This window comes from Umezawaea beigongshangensis (genome assembly GCF_016464305.1).
In the GTDB taxonomy this organism is placed as follows: Bacteria; Actinomycetota; Actinomycetes; order Mycobacteriales; family Pseudonocardiaceae; genus Umezawaea_A; species Umezawaea_A beigongshangensis.
Genome location: NZ_JAEIOJ010000003.1, coordinates 226640 through 242796 on the forward strand (window position 1 = coordinate 226640; position 16157 = coordinate 242796).

General features: G+C 73.7%; 15 protein-coding genes. 7 read left to right on the top strand and 8 right to left on the bottom strand.

Annotated features, from left to right (window positions below):
* A complete protein-coding gene (locus IMZ35_RS09250; protein ID WP_199440570.1) occupies positions 1-1197 on the bottom strand; it encodes a diguanylate cyclase in 1197 nt (398 codons plus the stop codon).
* Positions 1198-1350: 153 nt separating this feature from the next.
* Here IMZ35_RS09250 and macS point away from each other — a divergent pair, with 153 nt between their 5' ends.
* From macS to IMZ35_RS09285, 7 genes are read left to right on the top strand one after another with little or no spacing between them, the layout of a single operon-like run.
* Complete coding sequence (gene macS / locus IMZ35_RS09255; protein WP_229371509.1) at positions 1351-2505, top strand: MacS family sensor histidine kinase; 1155 nt, start codon at positions 1351-1353, stop codon at positions 2503-2505.
* A gap of 27 nt (positions 2506-2532) precedes the next feature.
* Positions 2533-3174: a response regulator gene (locus IMZ35_RS09260; RefSeq protein ID WP_199440990.1), complete on the top strand. Its 642-nt coding sequence runs from the start codon at positions 2533-2535 to the stop codon at positions 3172-3174.
* Between the two features lie 3 nt (positions 3175-3177).
* On the top strand, positions 3178-3795 hold the full coding sequence (locus IMZ35_RS09265) for a DUF1707 SHOCT-like domain-containing protein (RefSeq protein ID WP_199440571.1): 618 nt from the start codon (positions 3178-3180) through the stop codon (positions 3793-3795).
* A 42-nt stretch (positions 3796-3837) separates the two neighbouring features.
* Positions 3838-5313 (top strand): SDR family oxidoreductase, encoded by a 1476-nt coding sequence (locus tag IMZ35_RS09270; protein ID WP_199440572.1) that lies wholly within the window; start codon positions 3838-3840, stop codon positions 5311-5313.
* A gap of 58 nt (positions 5314-5371) precedes the next feature.
* Positions 5372-6400, top strand: a complete 1029-nt coding sequence (gene tdh / locus IMZ35_RS09275) for an L-threonine 3-dehydrogenase (protein WP_199440573.1) — start codon at positions 5372-5374, stop codon at positions 6398-6400.
* Positions 6400-7578 carry a glycine C-acetyltransferase gene (locus tag IMZ35_RS09280; RefSeq protein ID WP_199440574.1) on the top strand — a complete coding sequence of 393 codons (1179 nt, stop codon included), beginning with the start codon at positions 6400-6402 and terminating at the stop codon, positions 7576-7578. The genes tdh and IMZ35_RS09280 overlap by 1 nt, the downstream gene beginning before the upstream one ends.
* A 30-nt stretch (positions 7579-7608) precedes the next feature.
* A complete protein-coding gene (locus tag IMZ35_RS09285; protein WP_199440575.1) occupies positions 7609-8493 on the top strand; it encodes a LysR family transcriptional regulator in 885 nt (294 codons plus the stop codon).
* 7 nt (positions 8494-8500) lie between these two features.
* Here the strand turns inward: IMZ35_RS09285 and ptsP are convergent, their stop codons facing one another.
* The 7 genes from ptsP to IMZ35_RS09315 all read right to left on the bottom strand — a co-directional run bounded on the left by ptsP (position 8501) and on the right by IMZ35_RS09315 (position 16009).
* Positions 8501-10132, bottom strand: a complete 1632-nt coding sequence (ptsP, locus tag IMZ35_RS09290) for a phosphoenolpyruvate--protein phosphotransferase (protein ID WP_199440576.1) — start codon at positions 10130-10132, stop codon at positions 8501-8503.
* A 187-nt stretch (positions 10133-10319) separates the two neighbouring features.
* Positions 10320-10709 (bottom strand): D-ribose pyranase, encoded by a 390-nt coding sequence (gene rbsD / locus IMZ35_RS09295; protein ID WP_199440577.1) that lies wholly within the window; start codon positions 10707-10709, stop codon positions 10320-10322.
* Entirely contained in the window at positions 10706-11575 is an 870-nt protein-coding gene (locus IMZ35_RS09300) for a ribokinase (RefSeq protein ID WP_199440578.1), read from the bottom strand. Before IMZ35_RS09300 ends, rbsD begins: the two co-directional genes overlap by 4 nt.
* Positions 11572-12498, bottom strand: coding sequence for a substrate-binding domain-containing protein (locus IMZ35_RS30525; protein ID WP_229371344.1), 927 nt, complete (start codon positions 12496-12498; stop codon positions 11572-11574). Before IMZ35_RS30525 ends, IMZ35_RS09300 begins: the two co-directional genes overlap by 4 nt.
* A 49-nt stretch (positions 12499-12547) precedes the next feature.
* The gene (locus tag IMZ35_RS30530) at positions 12548-13510 is read right to left on the bottom strand and encodes an ABC transporter permease (protein ID WP_229371346.1); all 963 of its coding nucleotides are present in this window, start codon (positions 13508-13510) and stop codon (positions 12548-12550) included.
* Entirely contained in the window at positions 13507-15024 is a 1518-nt protein-coding gene (locus IMZ35_RS09310) for a sugar ABC transporter ATP-binding protein (protein ID WP_199440579.1), read from the bottom strand. The genes IMZ35_RS30530 and IMZ35_RS09310 overlap by 4 nt, the downstream gene beginning before the upstream one ends.
* Positions 15017-16009, bottom strand: a complete 993-nt coding sequence (locus IMZ35_RS09315) for a LacI family DNA-binding transcriptional regulator (protein ID WP_229371516.1) — start codon at positions 16007-16009, stop codon at positions 15017-15019. Before IMZ35_RS09315 ends, IMZ35_RS09310 begins: the two co-directional genes overlap by 8 nt.
* Positions 16010-16157: the final 148 nt, after the last annotated feature.

A 16157-nucleotide genomic window follows, 5' to 3' on the forward strand; every position in this document is an offset into this window, starting at 1 on the left:
TCAGGCCATCTCGACGAGGTTGCGCCCGCAGCCCTTCGCGGCCAGCAGGGCCGAGTCGGCCGCCACGAGCAGGTCGGGCAGCTCGTAGCCGAAGCGGTCGGTCGTGGCCACGCCGATGCTCACCGTCAGGCCGGACAGCAGGTGGTCGCGGCCGTCGGTGGTGACGGTCGGCACGATCACCGTGCTCACGGCGTGCCGCACGCGCTGGGCCGCCGCCCTGGCCGCGGCCGGTTCGGTGTCCGGCAGCAGCACGACGAACTCCTCGCCGCCGAAGCGGCCGACCAGGTCCCCCCGGCGCACGGTGGAGCGCAGCAGGGCCGCGATCCCGGCGAGCGCCGCGTCCCCCGCGAGGTGGCCGAGCTGGTCGTTGACGCGCTTGAAGTGGTCGAGGTCGAGCAGCATGACGGCCATCGGACGGTTCCGCTCGGCCGCCTTGGCCAGGTCGAACCGCGCCCTGGCGTCCCAGTGCACGGAGTTCGCCAGGCCGGTCTTGGCGTCGCGCTGGGCCGAGCGCCGCCACTGCGGGAGCTGCGCGGCGCGTTCCAGCAGCGCCATCGGCGGCCCGGCGATCAGCGCGTGCACGGGGTCGCTCACAGCCACGCAGCCCATGAGGCCGCCGAGGCTGACGGCCACCACGCCCAGCACGACGTCGATCGGTTCGCCGACCGTGTCCTCCAGGGCGGAGCCGGGGGTGCGCAGGCGCAGTCCGACGACGACGAGCGCGGCGCGCAGGGTCAGCAGCGCCGTCGCGCACAGGATCATCCGGAAGAGGTCGTCGGTGGGGGCGGTCCAGCCCGCGACGAGCCTGGTGCCGAACACGGCGAGCGCGGAGGCCGACAGGGTGAAGATCCAGCGGTGCGACTCGGGGCGCTGGGTGAGCACGCCGTGCAGCGCGGGCCCGAACAGCAGCAGGACCAGCAGGTTCGGCGGGAGGGCGACGATGCCGGCGGTGAGGTAGCAGAGGTGCGCGGCCCACGGGTTGCGCGTGGACTCGCCCATGCGCTCGCTGAACAGCGAGCTGCCGACGACGACCGCGCCCGCCGTGCCGGCGATGGCGGCGAAGCGGGTGATCTCCTCGGACGTGGGCTGGGGGCCGACGACGACGATCCAGGCGACGACGGCGAGCGCCGCGGCGTCCACCGCGAGCCAGTACGCCAGTGCGGGTCGCCGCAACGTCCACAGTGGCCAATCACGCACCGTCGCCTCCCCCCGCGTCGGGAACGCCCCCCGTGCCGTGACGCGGAGTCAGCCTTTCACAAGGTCACAGAACGCAATAGACGTCCACCTGGGGGTTAGCCAGAGCACTCCGACACGGCAGGATGGGTGTGAAAGGAGCACACCGTGCGCGAAATGCCAACCGTTCCGGGGATGGTGGCGAGGGACGATCCGGTCGCACCGCTCTGGCGCGGCACGGTGGCGCTACGCGTAGTCACATTCCTGTTCGCCGCCGTCAACGTCACGATCCACAGCGACGAGTACCTGCGCCCCTGGCTCGGCTGGACCGTGCTCGGCGTGATGGGCCTGTGGTCCGCGTTCACCGTGCGCTCCTACAGCGCCGAGCGGGGCCGCAACTGGTGGGTCGTGGGCAGCGACCTCGCCGTGGCGTGCGGGCTCATGTCGCTGTCGCCGTTCATCCTCACCGACGAGCAGTACCTCCGCCTCGTCCCGCTGGTCACGACCATCTGGGCGTGCGAACCGGCCGTCGCCGTCGGCGCGCTGGGCGGCCAGGTCGCCGGGGCGCTCGCCGGTGGCGTGCTGGGTCTGAGCACCTACCTCAACCGCGGTGAGATGACCGTGGACGTGGTGCGCGACGTCGTGCTGCTGGTCGGCGCCGGGTTCGTGGTGGGGATGGCGTCGACGACGGCGCGGCGCACGGCCGTGCGGCTCGCGCGGGCGCTGCGCACCGAGGCGGCGACGGCGGAGCGGGAGCGGCTGGCCCGCTCGATCCACGACGGCGTGCTCCAGGTGCTCGCGCGGGTCCGCAAGCGCGGTCTCGAACTGGGCGGGGAGGCCGCCGAGCTGGCCGAACTGGCCGGCGAGCAGGAGGTGGCCCTGCGCTCGCTGGTCGCCGCGGCGCCGGAGGAGTCCACCGTGGACGGCGAGGCCGATCTGCGACCCGCGCTGCAGCTCCTGGCCACCCGGCGGTTCGAGGTGTCGACGCCGGCGACGAGGGTGCTGCTGCCGGCGGCCGCGGTGGCCGAGCTGGCCTCGCTCGTGCGCGAGGCCCTGTCCAACGTGGACGAACACGCTGGTGAGGACGCCAGGGCGTGGGTGCTGCTGGAGGACCTCGGCGACGAGGTCGTGCTCAGCGTCCGGGACGATGGGCCGGGCATTCCGGAGGGCCGGATCGAGGACGCCGCGGCGGAGGGCCGCATGGGCATCGCGAAGTCGATCCGGGGCAGGGTGGCGGCGCTGGGAGGAGCGCTGGAACTCCAGACGGGGCCGGGGGAGGGCACCGAGTGGGAGGTGCGAGTGTTCCGCGCGGGAGATGGGGGAGCTGGTTAGGTGGACGAGCAGAAGACGATCTCGGTGATGGTGGTCGACGACCACCCGCTGTGGCGCGACGGCGTGGCCAGGGACCTCGCCGAGCGCGGGTTCCGGGTGGTGGCGACGGCGCCGGACGCGCCGGCCGCGGTGCGGATCGCCCGCGCCGTGCGGCCGGACGTGGTGCTGATGGACCTCAACCTCGGTGAGCTCTCCGGCGTGGACGCCACCGCGATGATCACCGGCGAGCTGCCGGAGACGCGCGTGCTCGTGCTCTCCGCCAGCGGTGAGCACAGCGACGTGCTGGAGGCGGTCAAGGCGGGCGCGTCGGGCTACCTCGTGAAGTCGGCGTCGGCGGAGGAGCTGGTCGACGCGGTGAACCGCACCGCGGCGGGGGACGCGGTGTTCACGGCCGGGCTCGCCGGGCTGGTGCTGGGCGAGTACCGGCGCATGGCGGCCACCCCGGACGAGGCGGTGGACAAGCCGCAGCTCACCGACCGGGAGACCGAGGTGCTGCGGCTCGTCGCGAAGGGCCTGACGGCCCGGCAGATCGCGAACCGCCTGGTCATCTCGCACCGCACGGTCGAGAACCACGTGCAGTCCACGCTGCGCAAGCTCCAGCTCCACAACCGCGTCGAACTGGCCCGCTACGCGATCGAGCACGGGCTCGACGCCGAACCGGAGGTGTGAGTCGTGACCGATCCGAGGGACCTGCGCGTGTCCGACGCCGAGCGCGAGCACGTCGTCGGCGTGCTCCAGAAGGCGATCGGCCAGGGCATGATCACGCTCGACGAGTTCTCCGAGCGCACCGACCTGGCGCTGGCCGCCAAGACCCGCGGCGACCTGAACGCCGTCGTGGTCGACCTGCCCGGCGTCGTCAACCACGAGGCGACGCTGGCCGCCGCGCCGCGGCGCGACCAGGTCGAGCTGAAGAACACCATGTCGTCGATCAGCCGCAAGGGCCGCTGGACGGTGCCGCGCGAGCTGGTCCTGCGCAACCGCATGGGGTCGACGGAGCTGGACTTCGGCGACGCGGTCGTCCCCCACGACGTCGTGAGCGTCGTGCTGGACGTGACCGCCGGTTCGGTGAAGCTGGTCCTGCCGGAGGGCTCGACCGTGAGCAGCGAGGACGTCGAGGTGTCCGCGGGCACCATGTCGGACCGGGTCGGCGAGCGGGAGCACCGGGGACGTCCGCACTTCGTCGTCACCGGGACGGTGCGGGCCGGGTCGGTGGAGATCAGCCGGGTGCGGCGGATCGCGATCGGCGGTTTCGTCGTGCGGATGCCCGGCTTCCGGATCACCCGCGCCTGATCTCGTCGTGCACGCCGGGCGGTGTGCGCTCAGGATCGTGGCATGCGCTGCCTCGTCACCGGAGCCACCGGATACCTGGGCGGGCGACTCGTCCCGCGGCTGCTGGCCGCGGGGCACTCGGTCCGCTGCCTCGTGCGCGATCCCGGCAAGCTGCGGGACGTGCCGTGGGCGAACCGGGTGGAGGTCGTGCGCGGGGACGTGCTCGACCCCGCCACGCTGGAGCCCGCCCTGCGCGACGTCGACGTCGTCCACTACCTCGTGCACTCCCTGGGCAGCGAGGGCTTCCGCGACACCGACCGCCGGGCCGCCGAGAACGTCGCGGCGGCGGCCGGGCGGGCGGGTGTGCGGCGGATCGTCTACCTGGGCGGACTGCACCCGCAGCGCGTGCCGCTGTCACCGCACCTGGCGTCGCGCGCCGAGGTCGGGGAGGTGTTCCTGCGCTCGGAGGTGCCCACCGCCGTGCTCCAGGCCGCCGTGATCCTCGGCTCCGGGTCGGCGAGCTTCGAGATGCTGCGCCACCTCACCGAGCGGCTGCCGGTGATGATCGCGCCGCGCTGGGTGCACAACCGCGTCCAGCCGATCGCGGTGCGGGACGTGCTGCGCTACCTCGTGGCGTGCTGCGACCTGCCGCCGGAGGTGAACCGCGCCTTCGACATCGGCGGCCCCGACGTGCTCACCTACCTGGAGATGATGCTGCGCTACGCCCGCGTGGCCGGGCTGCGCGAGCGCCTGGTGCTGCCGGTGCCGCTGCTCTCGCCGCGGCTGTCCTCCCACTGGGTGAACGTCGTGACGCCCGTACCGCGGGCCATCGCCGCACCGCTGATCGAGTCGCTGGTGCACGAGGTGGTGTGCCACGAGCACGACATCGCGAAGCACGTCCCCGACCCGCCGGGAGGGCTGACCCCCTACGAGAGGGCCGTGGAGCTGGCGCTGGCGAAGATCCGCGACGCCGACGTGGAGACGCGCTGGTCCGGCGCGTCGGTGCCCGGCGTGCCCGCGACGCCCCTGCCGTCGGAACCGCTGCCGACCGATCCCTCCTGGTCGGGCGGCTCGATCTACACCGACGTGCGCGAGGTGCGCTCCGACGCCGACCCGGAGCGGCTGTGGCGGGTCGTCGAGGGCATCGGCGGCGAGAACGGCTGGTACTCGTTCCCGCTGGCCTGGGCCGTGCGCGGGTGGACGGACCGGCTCGTCGGGGGCGTGGGGCTGCGCCGGGGACGGCGCGACCCGCGGCGGCTGCACGTCGGCGAGGCGCTGGACTGGTGGCGGGTGGAGGAGATCGAGCGCGGGCGGCTGCTGCGGCTGCGCGCCGAGATGAAGGTGCCGGGGCTGGCGTGGCTGGAACTCCACGTCGCTCCGTCGGGTGATGGTGGTTCGCTGTACCGGCAGCGCGCGGTGTTCGTGCCGCGGGGGCTGGCCGGGCACCTCTACTGGTGGTCCGTGTGGCCCTTCCACGGAATCGTGTTCGGCGGAATGGTCCGCAACATCGCCCGAGCCGCCCTTGTGAAGAAGAACTGACGAAGCAGTTCAGAAACTCCAGATGGACCGCACGGTGCCGGTGTCCGAGACTGCCGCTGTGAGAGCACTCGTGAAGGTCGCCCCCGGTCCCGGCCTGGAGCTGACCGACGTCCCCGATCCCGTCGCCGGGCCGGGTGACGTGGTCGTGCGCGTCCTGCGCACCGGCATCTGCGGCACCGATCTGCACATCGACTCCTGGGACGAGTGGGCCGCGCGCAACGTCACCGCGCCGCTGGTCGTGGGGCACGAGTTCGCCGGCGAGGTCGTCGAGGCGGGCGCGGCCGTGACCGGTGTGCGGGTCGGCGACCTGGTCAGCGGCGAGGGGCACCTCGTGTGCGGCACCTGCCGCAACTGCCGCGCCGGGCGGCGGCACCTGTGCGCCAACACCCGCGGCCTCGGCGTGCACCGCGACGGCGCGTTCGCCCAGTACGTCGTGCTGCCCGCCGCCAACGCCTGGGTGCACCGCGATCCCGTCGACCTCGACGTGGCCGCGATCTTCGACCCGTTCGGCAACGCCGTGCACACCGCGCTGTCGTTCCCGGTGGTCGGCGAGGACGTGCTGATCACCGGCGCCGGTCCGATCGGCCTGATGACGGCCGCCGTCGCCCGGCACGCCGGAGCGCGCAACATCGTGATCACCGACGTCAGCGAGCACCGGCTGGACCTGGCCCGCAAGGTGGGCGTCGACCTGGCCGTGGACGTCTCGCGGTCCACGATCGCCGACGCGCAGGCCGAGCTGGGCATGTCGGAGGGCTTCGACGTCGGCATGGAGCTGTCGGGCCAGCCCGCGGCGATGCGGGACATGATCGCGAACATGGCCCACGGCGGCCGGATCGCGATGCTGGGCCTGCCCGCGGCCGAGTTCCCGGTCGACTGGAGCAGCGTCGTGCTGAAGATGCTCCAGATCAAGGGCATCTACGGCCGCGAGATGTTCGAGACGTGGTACTCGATGTCCGTGCTGCTCCAGGCGGGTCTCGACCTCACGCCGGTGATCACCCACCGGTTCCACCACACCGAGTACGAGAAGGCGTTCGCGACGGCCCGCGAGGGGCGTTGCGGCAAGATCGTTCTGGACTGGGAGAACTGATGTACGGCGCGATGCGCGAGAACCTGCGAGCCGGGCTCGACGAGATCCGGAGCGCGGGGCTGTACAAGGCCGAGCGCGTGATCGGCAGTCCGCAGAACGCCGCCGTGCGCGTCGGCTCCGGCGACGAGGTGCTGAACTTCTGCGCCAACAACTACCTGGGCCTCGCCGACCACCCCGCGCTGGTGAAGGCCGCGCACGAGGCGCTGGACCGCTGGGGCTTCGGCATGGCGTCGGTGCGGTTCATCTGCGGGACGCAGGAGCCGCACAAGGAGCTCGAGGCGCGGCTGTCGCAGTTCCTCGGCACCGAGGACACCATCCTCTACAGCTCCTGCTTCGACGCCAACGGCGGCCTGTTCGAGACGCTGCTGGGCGAGCAGGACGCGATCATCTCCGACGAGCTGAACCACGCGTCGATCATCGACGGCGTCCGCCTGTCGAAGGCGCGTCGCCTGCGCTACCGCAACCGCGACACCGCCGACCTGGAGAAGCAGCTCCGCGCGGCGGCCGACGCCCGGTTCCGGCTGATCGCGACCGACGGCGTGTTCTCGATGGACGGCTACCTCGCGCCGCTGGACGAGATCTGCGACCTGGCCGAGAAGCACGACGCGCTGGTGATGGTCGACGACTCGCACGCCGTGGGGTTCACCGGCCCGACCGGGCGCGGCACGCCGGAGCTGTTCGGCGTCACCGACCGGGTGGACGTCGTGACCGGCACGCTCGGCAAGGCGCTGGGCGGCGCGAGCGGCGGCTACACCTCCGGGCGTGCCGAGATCGTGGAGATGCTGCGGCAGCGGTCCCGGCCGTACCTGTTCTCCAACTCCCTCGCGCCGTCGATCACCGCGACCGCGGTGGCGGCGCTGGACCTGCTCGACTCGTCCGGCGAGCTGCTGGAGCGGCTGCGCGAGAACACCGCGCTGTTCCGCCGGCGGATGACCGAGGAGGGCTTCGACCTGCTGCCCGGTGAGCACCCGATCATCCCGGTGATGATCGGCGACGCCGCGGAGGCCGGTCGCATGGCCGACCTGCTGCTGGAGGAGGGCGTGTACGTGATCGGCTTCTCCTACCCGGTGGTGCCGCACGGGCGGGCGCGCATCCGCACGCAGATGTCCGCGGCCCACAGCACGGCGGACGTGAACCGCGCGGTGGACGCCTTCGTGGCGGCCCGAGCCCGGATGTAGCCCGCGGGTCCCGCGGGGGACGATGTGCGGGTGATCGACCCACGACGGCTGCGGGTGCTGCGCGCGCTCGCGGACCACGGCACCGTGACCGCCGCCGGGGCCGCGCTGCACCTCACGCCGTCCGCGGTGTCGCAGCAGCTCGCGGCGCTGGAGGCGGAGACGGGGCAGGACCTGCTGCGGCGGCGCGGGCGGCGGGTGTCGCTGACGGCCGCGGGCGAGCTGCTGGTCGGGCACGCCAACGCGGTGGCCGCCGAGCTGGAGCGGGCGAGCGCCACGCTGGCGTCGTTCGCGGCCGGGTCCACCGGACGGGTGCAGCTCGCGTCGTTCGCCTCGGCGATCACGCAGGTCGTGGCCCCCGCCGTCGCCGCGCTGCGCGTCTCGGCCCCGTCGGTGACGGTGGTGGTGCGCGACGCCGAGGGGCACACGAGCGTGCCGCTGCTGCTGGACGGCGAGATCGACGTGGCGATCACCGAGGAGTACCGGTCGGTGCCGCGCACGGACGACCGGCGGCTGACCCGCTTCCCGCTGTACGCGGAGCCGTTCGACGTGCTGCTGCCCTCGGCGCACCCGCTGGCCGGGGAGCCCGACGTGGACGTGCGCGACCTCGCGGACGAGGACTGGGTGGCCACGCTGCCGGGCAACCCGTGCCGCGACGTGGTGCTGCTGGCGTGCGAGAGCGCGGGCTACGTGCCCCGGATCGTGCACGTCTCCGACGACTTCCGGGCGGTCGCGGCGCTGGTCGCGGCGGGTGCGGGCGTGGCGCTGGTGCCGCGCGACGCCCCGATCCGCGTGCCGGGAGCGACGCCGGTCCCGGTGCGCGGCCGGGCCCCCCAGCGCCGGGTCTTCGCGGCGGTCCGCCGGGGCAGCGAGGACCACCCGCTGCTGCGCACGGTCCTGGACGCCCTGACGGCGTGAGCGACCGTCAGTGCGGGGCGCGGGCCGCGGTCCTCGCCGCGGCGGGGGTGGCGGCGGCGAGCGCGCCGCGGGCGGCGAGCTGGCACACGTCCAGGCTCGACGTCGCGAGCCTGGCGCCCACGGCGGTCAGCGCGGAGGGGTTCATCGACAGGCTCGTCGCGCCCAGACCGGTCAGGACCGTCGCCAGCAGCGGGTCGGCCGCCGCCTCGCCGCACACGCCCAGCGGCGTGCCGGTGGCGGTGGCGGCCTCGCCGACGAGGCCGATCAACCGGAGCAGGGCGGGCTGCCACGGGTCGTTGAGCGCGGCGACCGCGCCGAGCTGGCGGTCGGCGGCGAACAGGTACTGGGCCAGGTCGTTGGTGCCCAGCGACACGAAGTCGACCTCGGCGAGGATCTCGCGGGCGGCCAGCGCCGCCGCCGGGATCTCGATCATGACGCCCGCGCGGGCGATGCCCGCGGCGCGGGCGCGGGCGACGAACCAGGCGGCCTCCTCGGCGGTGGCCACCATCGGGGCCATCACCGAGACCTCGGCGCCGGTGTCGACCGCCGCGGCGGCGATGGCGGCGAGCTGCCGGTCGATCAGCTCGGGCCGGTCGAAGGCCACGCGCAGCCCGCGCACGCCCAGGGCCGGGTTCGGCTCGGCCTCGGGTTCGAGGAAGGCCAGCGGCTTGTCCGCGCCAGCGTCCAGCGTCCGCACGACCACCGGCTTGCCCGCGAAGGGCGCGAGCACGGCGGCGTAGGCGGCGCGCTGCTCGGACTCGCTCGGTTCCTCGGTCGCGGAGAGGTAGCAGAACTCGGTGCGGAACAGGCCCACGCCCTCCGCGCCGGCCGCCGCGGCGGCCTTCGCGTCGGCGGGCGAGCCGACGTTGGCCAGCACCTTCACCCGGTGCCCGTCCTTGAGCACGCCGACGCCGTTCCACGAGATCGCCGGGCCGGTGCCGGCCGCCAGCACGGTGCCGTCGGACGCGGTCACCTCGCCGGTGTCGCCGTCCACGGCCAGCGCGTCGGCGTCGGAGGCGAGGACGCCGCGCACCGCGACGACGGCGGGGATGCCCAGTGAGCGGGCGAGGATGGCGGTGTGGCTGGTCGGGCCGCCCTCCTCGGTCACCAGCGCGAGGACCAGCTCCGGGTCCAGTCCCGCGGTGTCGGCGGGGGCGAGGTCGCGCGCCACCAGCACGCTCGGCGTGCTCAGCGCGGGGACGCCGGGCGCGGCCGTCCCGAGGAGTTCGGCGATCACGCGGTCGCGCACGTCGGCGACGTCGCGGGCGCGCTCGGCCATGTAGCCACCGGCGGCGGTCAGGGCGGTGATGAACCCCTCCGCGGCCTGCCACACCGCGCGGGGCGCGGGCAGCGACGAGCCGGTGACGAGCGTCTCCGCCTGCGACAGCAGGGCGGGGTCGGTGGCCATCGCCGCCGTCGTCTCCAGCACGGACCTCGCGTCGCCGGACACGGCGGCGGCCCGTGCGGTCAGGGCGTCGGCGACGGCCCGCGCGGCGGGGCGGACGCGGGCGGCCTCGGCGGCCGGATCGGCCGGCGGCGGCGTCGAGGGCGGTTCGCCGGGGGCTTCGGCCACCCGCACCACCGGGCCGGACGCCCGACCGGAACTGACACCGACACCGCTCAGCCGCGTGCTCGACATGGTCTAGACCATACCCCTCACCGTTCGCCAAGACGACCAGTGTGGCCGAGCCGTGGTGCGACCGGTACCCGGCGGGACGAGCCGGCAGCGGAAGGCTCACCGTTCGAGTGGACGCGGTGCGCCCGATCGGGCGAGATCCGCTCCCCGGCACCGGCCCCTCGTCGGAGCCGGGGAGCGGACGGGCTGGTCAGAAGGGCACGCCGCAGCGCAGCACGACGTTCGCGAACGGGGTGGCCTCGCCGGTGCGCACGACGAGCCGCGCGCTCGCGACGCGGCGCTTGAGCTCGGCGTGGCTGATCCGGTGCGCCCCCGGCAGGCGCTGGCCGATCGCCTCCGCGCACCGCGGGTTGGCCTCGTCCACCTCGCGCGCGACCGTCGCGTCCTCGACCACGATCTCCGCCAGCAGCCCGTCGAGGACCTGGAGGAACGTCGGCACGCCGAAGGAGAACGCGAGGTCGACGACCTGCGGGCCGGGCGGGACGGGCAGGCCGCAGTCGGCGACCACGACCTCGTCGGTGTGGCCGAGCCGCGCCAGGGCGCCGCTCAGCTCTCCGTGCAGGATGCCGCCGCGCTTCACGGCAGCACCTCCTCCGCGGCGGGGTAGGACGGCTGCGCCCCGGCGCGGGTCACCGACGTGGCGGCGACGCGCGCCGCGAACCCGGCCGCGGCGACGAGGTCGTCGCCCGCGGCGAGCCGCGCGGCCAGCGCACCGGCGAACGCGTCCCCCGCGCCGGTCGTGTCGACCGCGTCGACGGACGGCGCGGCCACCTCCGTCACGCCGTCGGAGGTGACGACGGCCGCTCCGCGCGCGCCGAGCGTGACCACGGCGGAGCGCGGGCCCAGGTCGAGCAGCGCCGCGAACGACTCGCCCGCGAGCGCCCTCGCCTCGTGCTCGTTCACGACCAGCGGGTCCAGCAGCGCCAGCGTCCCGGCGGAGACCGGGGCGACCGGCGACAGGTTCAGCACCGGGCGCACCCCGGCCGCCGCGGCCGCGGCGATGCAGTGCTCGACGACCGGGACCGGCACCTCCAGGTTCGCCACCAGCACCGTCACCCCGTGCAGCGGCACCGCGTCCACGTCGTCGGTGGTGACGTCGCCGTTGGCGCCCGGCGAGACGACGATGGAGTTCTCCCCGTCGGGCGTGACGGTGATGTGGGCGATGCCGGTGGGGCGCTCGGAGGTGCGCACGAGGTCCGTGTCCACCCCCGAGTCCCGCAGCGACGCCCGCAGCAGCTCGCCGTACTGGTCGGAGCCGGTCGCGCCGAGCAGGGCGACCGACGCGCCGAGGCGAGCGGCGGCGACGGCCGTGTTGGCCCCCTTGCCGCCGGGCATCACGACGATGTCACCGCCCAGCACCGTCTCGCCGCCGGCGGGGCGGTGCCCCACCTCCACGACCAGGTCGGCGTTGGCGGAACCGAGGACCAGCACGTCGCGAGAGGTCATTTCGCGAACTCTGCCACGTTCTGCTTGGTCACGATCTTGACCTCGACGTCGATGACCTGCTGGACCTGCTCGCCCTTCGCGGCCTTCACGGCCTGTTCGACGGCCTGACGGCCGAGCACCTTCGGCTGCTGGGCGACGGTGGCGGCCATCGTGCCGTCCTGCACGGCCTTGAGGCCGTCCGGCGTGCCGTCGAAGCCGACGACCTGGACGTCCTTGCCCGCGCGGTCGCCGAGCGCCTTGATCGCGCCGAGCGCCATCTCGTCGTTGTCGGCGAAGACGCCCTTCACGCCGGGGTGGGACTGGAGCAGGTTCGTCATGACGTCCAGGCCCTCGGCCCGGTCGAAGTTCGCGGTCTGGCTGGCGACGACGGTGATGCCACCGGCGTTGAGGCCCTGCTGGAAGCCCTCACCGCGGTCGCGGGTGGCGGACGCGCCGGGGATGCCCTGGAGGTGGACGACCTCGCCGACGGCGGCGCGGGCCAGCTCGGCCGCGGCGAGGGTGCCGCCCTGCACGTTGTCGGAGGCGATCTCGGAGGCGACCTTGCCGCCGTCCACCGAGCGGTCGACCGAGATCAGCGGGATGTTCGCCGTCTCGGCGGCCTTCGCGGCCGGCGCGGCCTGGGCGGAGTCGACCGGGTTGATGATGATCGACTTCACGCCCTGGGTGGTGAGCGTCTGCACCTGGTTGACCTGGTTCGTCGCGTCGTTCTGCGCGTCGGTCACGACCAGCTCGACCCCGAGCTCCCGCGCCGCCGCCTCCGCGCCCTCCTTCAGCTGGATGAAGTAGGGGTTGTCCAGCGTGGACACCGCGAGGCCGATGGTGACGCCGCCGGACGACGCCGTTCCGCCCGAACCGCACGCGGCGGTCAGGGCGAGTGTCGTTGCGGACAGCGCGGCGAGCGCGGCCCTGCGGGTCAGCTTCATCTCTGTCTTTCCTTCCTACGACTGCACGGGGATCGGCTGGTGGAGCGGACTAGCGGGAGGAACGGCGGCGCAGCGTGTCGACGAGCACGGCGAGCGCGATGACGACGCCGATCACGACCTGCTGCCAGAAGGGGTTGACCTGGAGCTGGTTGAGCCCGTTGCGCAGGACGGCGAGGATCAGCGCGCCGACGAGGGTGCCGAAGGCGCGGCCGACGCCACCGGAGAGGGAGGCCCCGCCGATCACCACGGCGGCGATGGCGTCGAGCTCGTAGCCGACGGCGGCCTGCGGGCCCGCGGAGCCCAGCCGCCCGGCCAGCATCATCCCGGCGACCGCGGCGAACAGGCCGGACAGCGCGTAGACGACCAGCTTCTGGTTCTTGACGTTGATGCCGGACAGCCGCGCGGCCTCCTCGTTGCCGCCGATGACGTACATCGAGCGGCCCGCGTAGGTCCGGTTCAGGATCAGCGCGGTGAGGCCGAAGACCACCAGCATGACGATCAGCGGCAGCGGCAGGTGCGGCGTCAGGTTGGAGCCGAGGAAGGTGATGGCGTCGGGCGTGGCGACCGGCGAGCCCTGCGACACGACGAGGGTGAGGCCGCGGGCCACGCTGAGCATCGCCAGCGTCGCGATGAACGCGGGCAGCTTGCCGTGGGCGACGAGCACGCCGTTGACCAGACCGGCCACGACGCCCGTGGCCAGGCCCAGGAGCAGCGCGACCGGGCCGGGCAGCCCGGCCTCGGCCGAGCTCCACGCGCCGACCATCGCCGACAGCGCCGCGACGCTGCCCACGGACAGGTCGATGCCGCTGGAGACGATGACGAACGTCGAGCCGAACGCGAGGACCGCGACGACCGCGGCCTGCACGCCGACGTTGAGCAGGTTCTGCGTGGTGAGGAACGTCGGCCGCAGCACGGCCAGCACGACCACGAGTGCGATCAGCGCGACGAGGGCGCCGTTCTCGGACGCGTGGCGGCGCCAGTCCGGGCCCCTGCGGGCGGTGGCGGTGGTCATGCGGACATCTCCTCAACAGCGCGTTCCTGCACGGCGAGCGCCATGACCCGGTCCTGGGTGGCACCCCGCGCGGGCAGCTCACCCGCCACCCGGCCGTGCGCCATGACGACGATGCGATCACTCATCCCGATCACCTCGGGGAGGTCGCTGGACACCAGCAGCACGGCGCGGCCGGCCGCTGTCATCCGGTTGATCAGCTCGTAGATCTCGACCTTCGCGCCCACGTCCACACCGCGGGTCGGCTCGTCGAGCACGAGCACGCGGGGGTCGGCGAGCAGCCACTTGCCGATGACGACCTTCTGCTGGTTGCCGCCGGACAGCTCGCGCACGGTCTGGTCGAGCCCCGAGGTCTTCACCCGCAGCGCGCTCGCCATCTCACCGGCGCGGCGGCGCTGGCCGCGGCGGTCGACGAACCCGGCCCTGGTGGCCGAGCGCATCGTGACCAGGCCGAGGTTCTCCCCGACGGACGAGGTCAGCACGAGGCCCTGTCCCTTGCGGTCCTCCGGCACGAGGCCGAGCCCGGCGCGCATCGCGGCCCGCACGTCACCGGGGCGAAGCCGCTTCCCGCCGACCTCGACGGTCCCGGAGTCGTAGCGGTCCACGCCGAACGCGGCGCGCACGACCTCCGTGCGCCCGGCGCCGACGAGCCCGGCGACTCCGACCACCTCTCCGGCCCTGACCTCGAAGGACACGTCGCGGAACGCGCCCTCGCGGGTCAGGCCGTCGACGCGCAGCAGCACCTCGCCCGGCTCGCCGGCCCGGCGCGGGTACTGCTCCTCGATGCTGCGGCCGACCATCTGCTCGATCATGTGCTGGACGCTGGCCCCGGCCGGGAGCATGGCGACGCTGCGGCCGTCGCGCAGGACGGTGATCCGGTCGGCGACGCGCCGGATCTCCTCCAGGTGGTGCGTGATGAAGACGAGGCCGACGCCCTGATCGCGCAGCCCGGCCATGATCTCCAGCAGCCGGTCGGTCTCGGTCTCGGTGAGCACGGCCGTGGGCTCGTCCAGGACCAGCACGCTCGTGTTCAGGTCCAGCGCGCGGGCGATCTCGATCATCTGCTGCTGGGCGATGCCCAGTTCGCGGACCGGCCGGGCCGGATCGACGCGCAGGCCCACGCGGTCGAGCAGCGGCACGGCGTCGCGCAGCATCCGCGCCCGGTCCACGACGCCGAAGCGGCGCGGCAGGCGGCCGAGGAACAGGTTCTCGGCGACCGACAGCTCCGGCACCAGGGTCAGCTCCTGGTGGATCACGGCGATGCCGAGCGCGGCGGCCCGGTGCGGCGAGGTGATCCGCACCGGCCTGCCGTTCACGGTCAGCTCGCCCTCGTCCGGGGTGTGCACCCCGGCGAGGACCTTGACCAGGGTCGACTTCCCGGCGCCGTTCTCGCCGAGGAGGACGTGCACCTCGCCCCGCTTCAGCTCGAAGGTCACGTCGTCCAGGGCGAGGGCGCCGGTGAAGCGCTTGGTGATGCCCCGCGCCGTCAGGACGGTGCCGCTGTCAGGCTCAGCCACGATTCGTCTCTCCACACGATCCGCGCGCGATCAGCTTGGCGTTCAGCCGCACGTCGGCGGGCTGCTCACCGGCGATCAGCGCGAGCAGGCTGCGGGCTGCGGCCCGCCCCATCTCCACCGTCGGCTGCGCGATCACCGTGATCGGCGGGTCCAGCAGCGGGAACCACGGCTGGTCGTCGTACACGGCGAGGCCCACGTCGCCGGGCACGACGAGCCCCAGGCGGCGCAGCTCCTCCAGGGCGCCGAGGCCCATCAGGTTGTCCATGGCGACCAGCGCGGTCGGGCGCTCGGGCAGCGCCACCAGCTCGGCGGCGGCGCGCGCCCCGCTGTCGCGGCGGAAGTCGCCGTGCACGACGTACTCGGGCCGGAGGTCGTGGCCGAACTGGGCGAGCGCGGCGGAGAAGTACTCCAGCCGTTCGCGGCCGGTGCTGGTGACCGCCGGGCCCGCGATCACGCCGATGCGCCGGTGACCGGTGTCGATCAACCGCACGGCCAGCTCGGTGAGCGCCTCCGCGCCGTCCGCCCGCACGACGGGGCAGTCGGCCCCGGTGACGGTCCGGTCCAGCAGCACGAGCGGCACGTCACCGGCCACGACCTCCTCGACCCAGGTGGCGTCGTCGGTCGCGGGGCACACCAGCAGCCCGTCGACCCTGCGGTCGAGCAGCGTCCGCACGTAGGTGGCCTGCTGCTCGTCGTTCTCGTCGGCGTTGGCGAGCACCACGCAGTAGCCGTGCGCGCGCGCCTCCTGCTCGACGGCGCGGGCGATCTCCGCGAAGAACGGGTTGACGAGGTCGCTGATGACGAGGCCGAACGTCTTGGTGCTGGTCGTGCGCAACGACCGGGCGAGCGCGTTCGGCCGGTAGCCGAGTTCGTCGATCGCCGCCAGGACGCGGCTCCGGGTCTCCGGTGTCGGCGCGGCGTGGCCGTTGAGAACGCGTGACACCGTGGCGGTCGACACCCCGGCGTGCAGCGCGACGTCCTTCATGGTGGTCACGCTCCGCACCTCCCTGTGCACATGAGAACGATTACACACGCTGGTTAATCGGTTACACAATTCCCGGTGCCGCGTGGATCGATCAAGGGGACCGAGACCACACCCGGGCCCGGGTGAGTAGTGGTACCGATTCGCGCCG

What these genes read in the sequence shown, in the direction of transcription:
- ptsP (WP_199440576.1), bottom strand. Translation starts at nt 10,132, where the DNA reads ATGTCGAGCACGCGGCTGAGCGGTGTCGGTGTCAGTTCCGGTCGGGCG.
- IMZ35_RS09270 (WP_199440572.1), top strand. Translation starts at nt 3,838, where the DNA reads ATGCGCTGCCTCGTCACCGGAGCCACCGGATACCTGGGCGGGCGACTC.
- IMZ35_RS09315 (WP_229371516.1), bottom strand. Translation starts at nt 16,009, where the DNA reads ATGAAGGACGTCGCGCTGCACGCCGGGGTGTCGACCGCCACGGTGTCA.
- IMZ35_RS30525 (WP_229371344.1), bottom strand. Translation starts at nt 12,498, where the DNA reads ATGAAGCTGACCCGCAGGGCCGCGCTCGCCGCGCTGTCCGCAACGACA.
- IMZ35_RS09260 (WP_199440990.1), top strand. Translation starts at nt 2,533, where the DNA reads ATGGTGGTCGACGACCACCCGCTGTGGCGCGACGGCGTGGCCAGGGAC.
- IMZ35_RS09280 (WP_199440574.1), top strand. Translation starts at nt 6,400, where the DNA reads ATGTACGGCGCGATGCGCGAGAACCTGCGAGCCGGGCTCGACGAGATC.
- IMZ35_RS30530 (WP_229371346.1), bottom strand. Translation starts at nt 13,510, where the DNA reads ATGACCACCGCCACCGCCCGCAGGGGCCCGGACTGGCGCCGCCACGCG.
- macS (WP_229371509.1), top strand. Translation starts at nt 1,351, where the DNA reads ATGCCAACCGTTCCGGGGATGGTGGCGAGGGACGATCCGGTCGCACCG.
- IMZ35_RS09300 (WP_199440578.1), bottom strand. Translation starts at nt 11,575, where the DNA reads ATGACCTCTCGCGACGTGCTGGTCCTCGGTTCCGCCAACGCCGACCTG.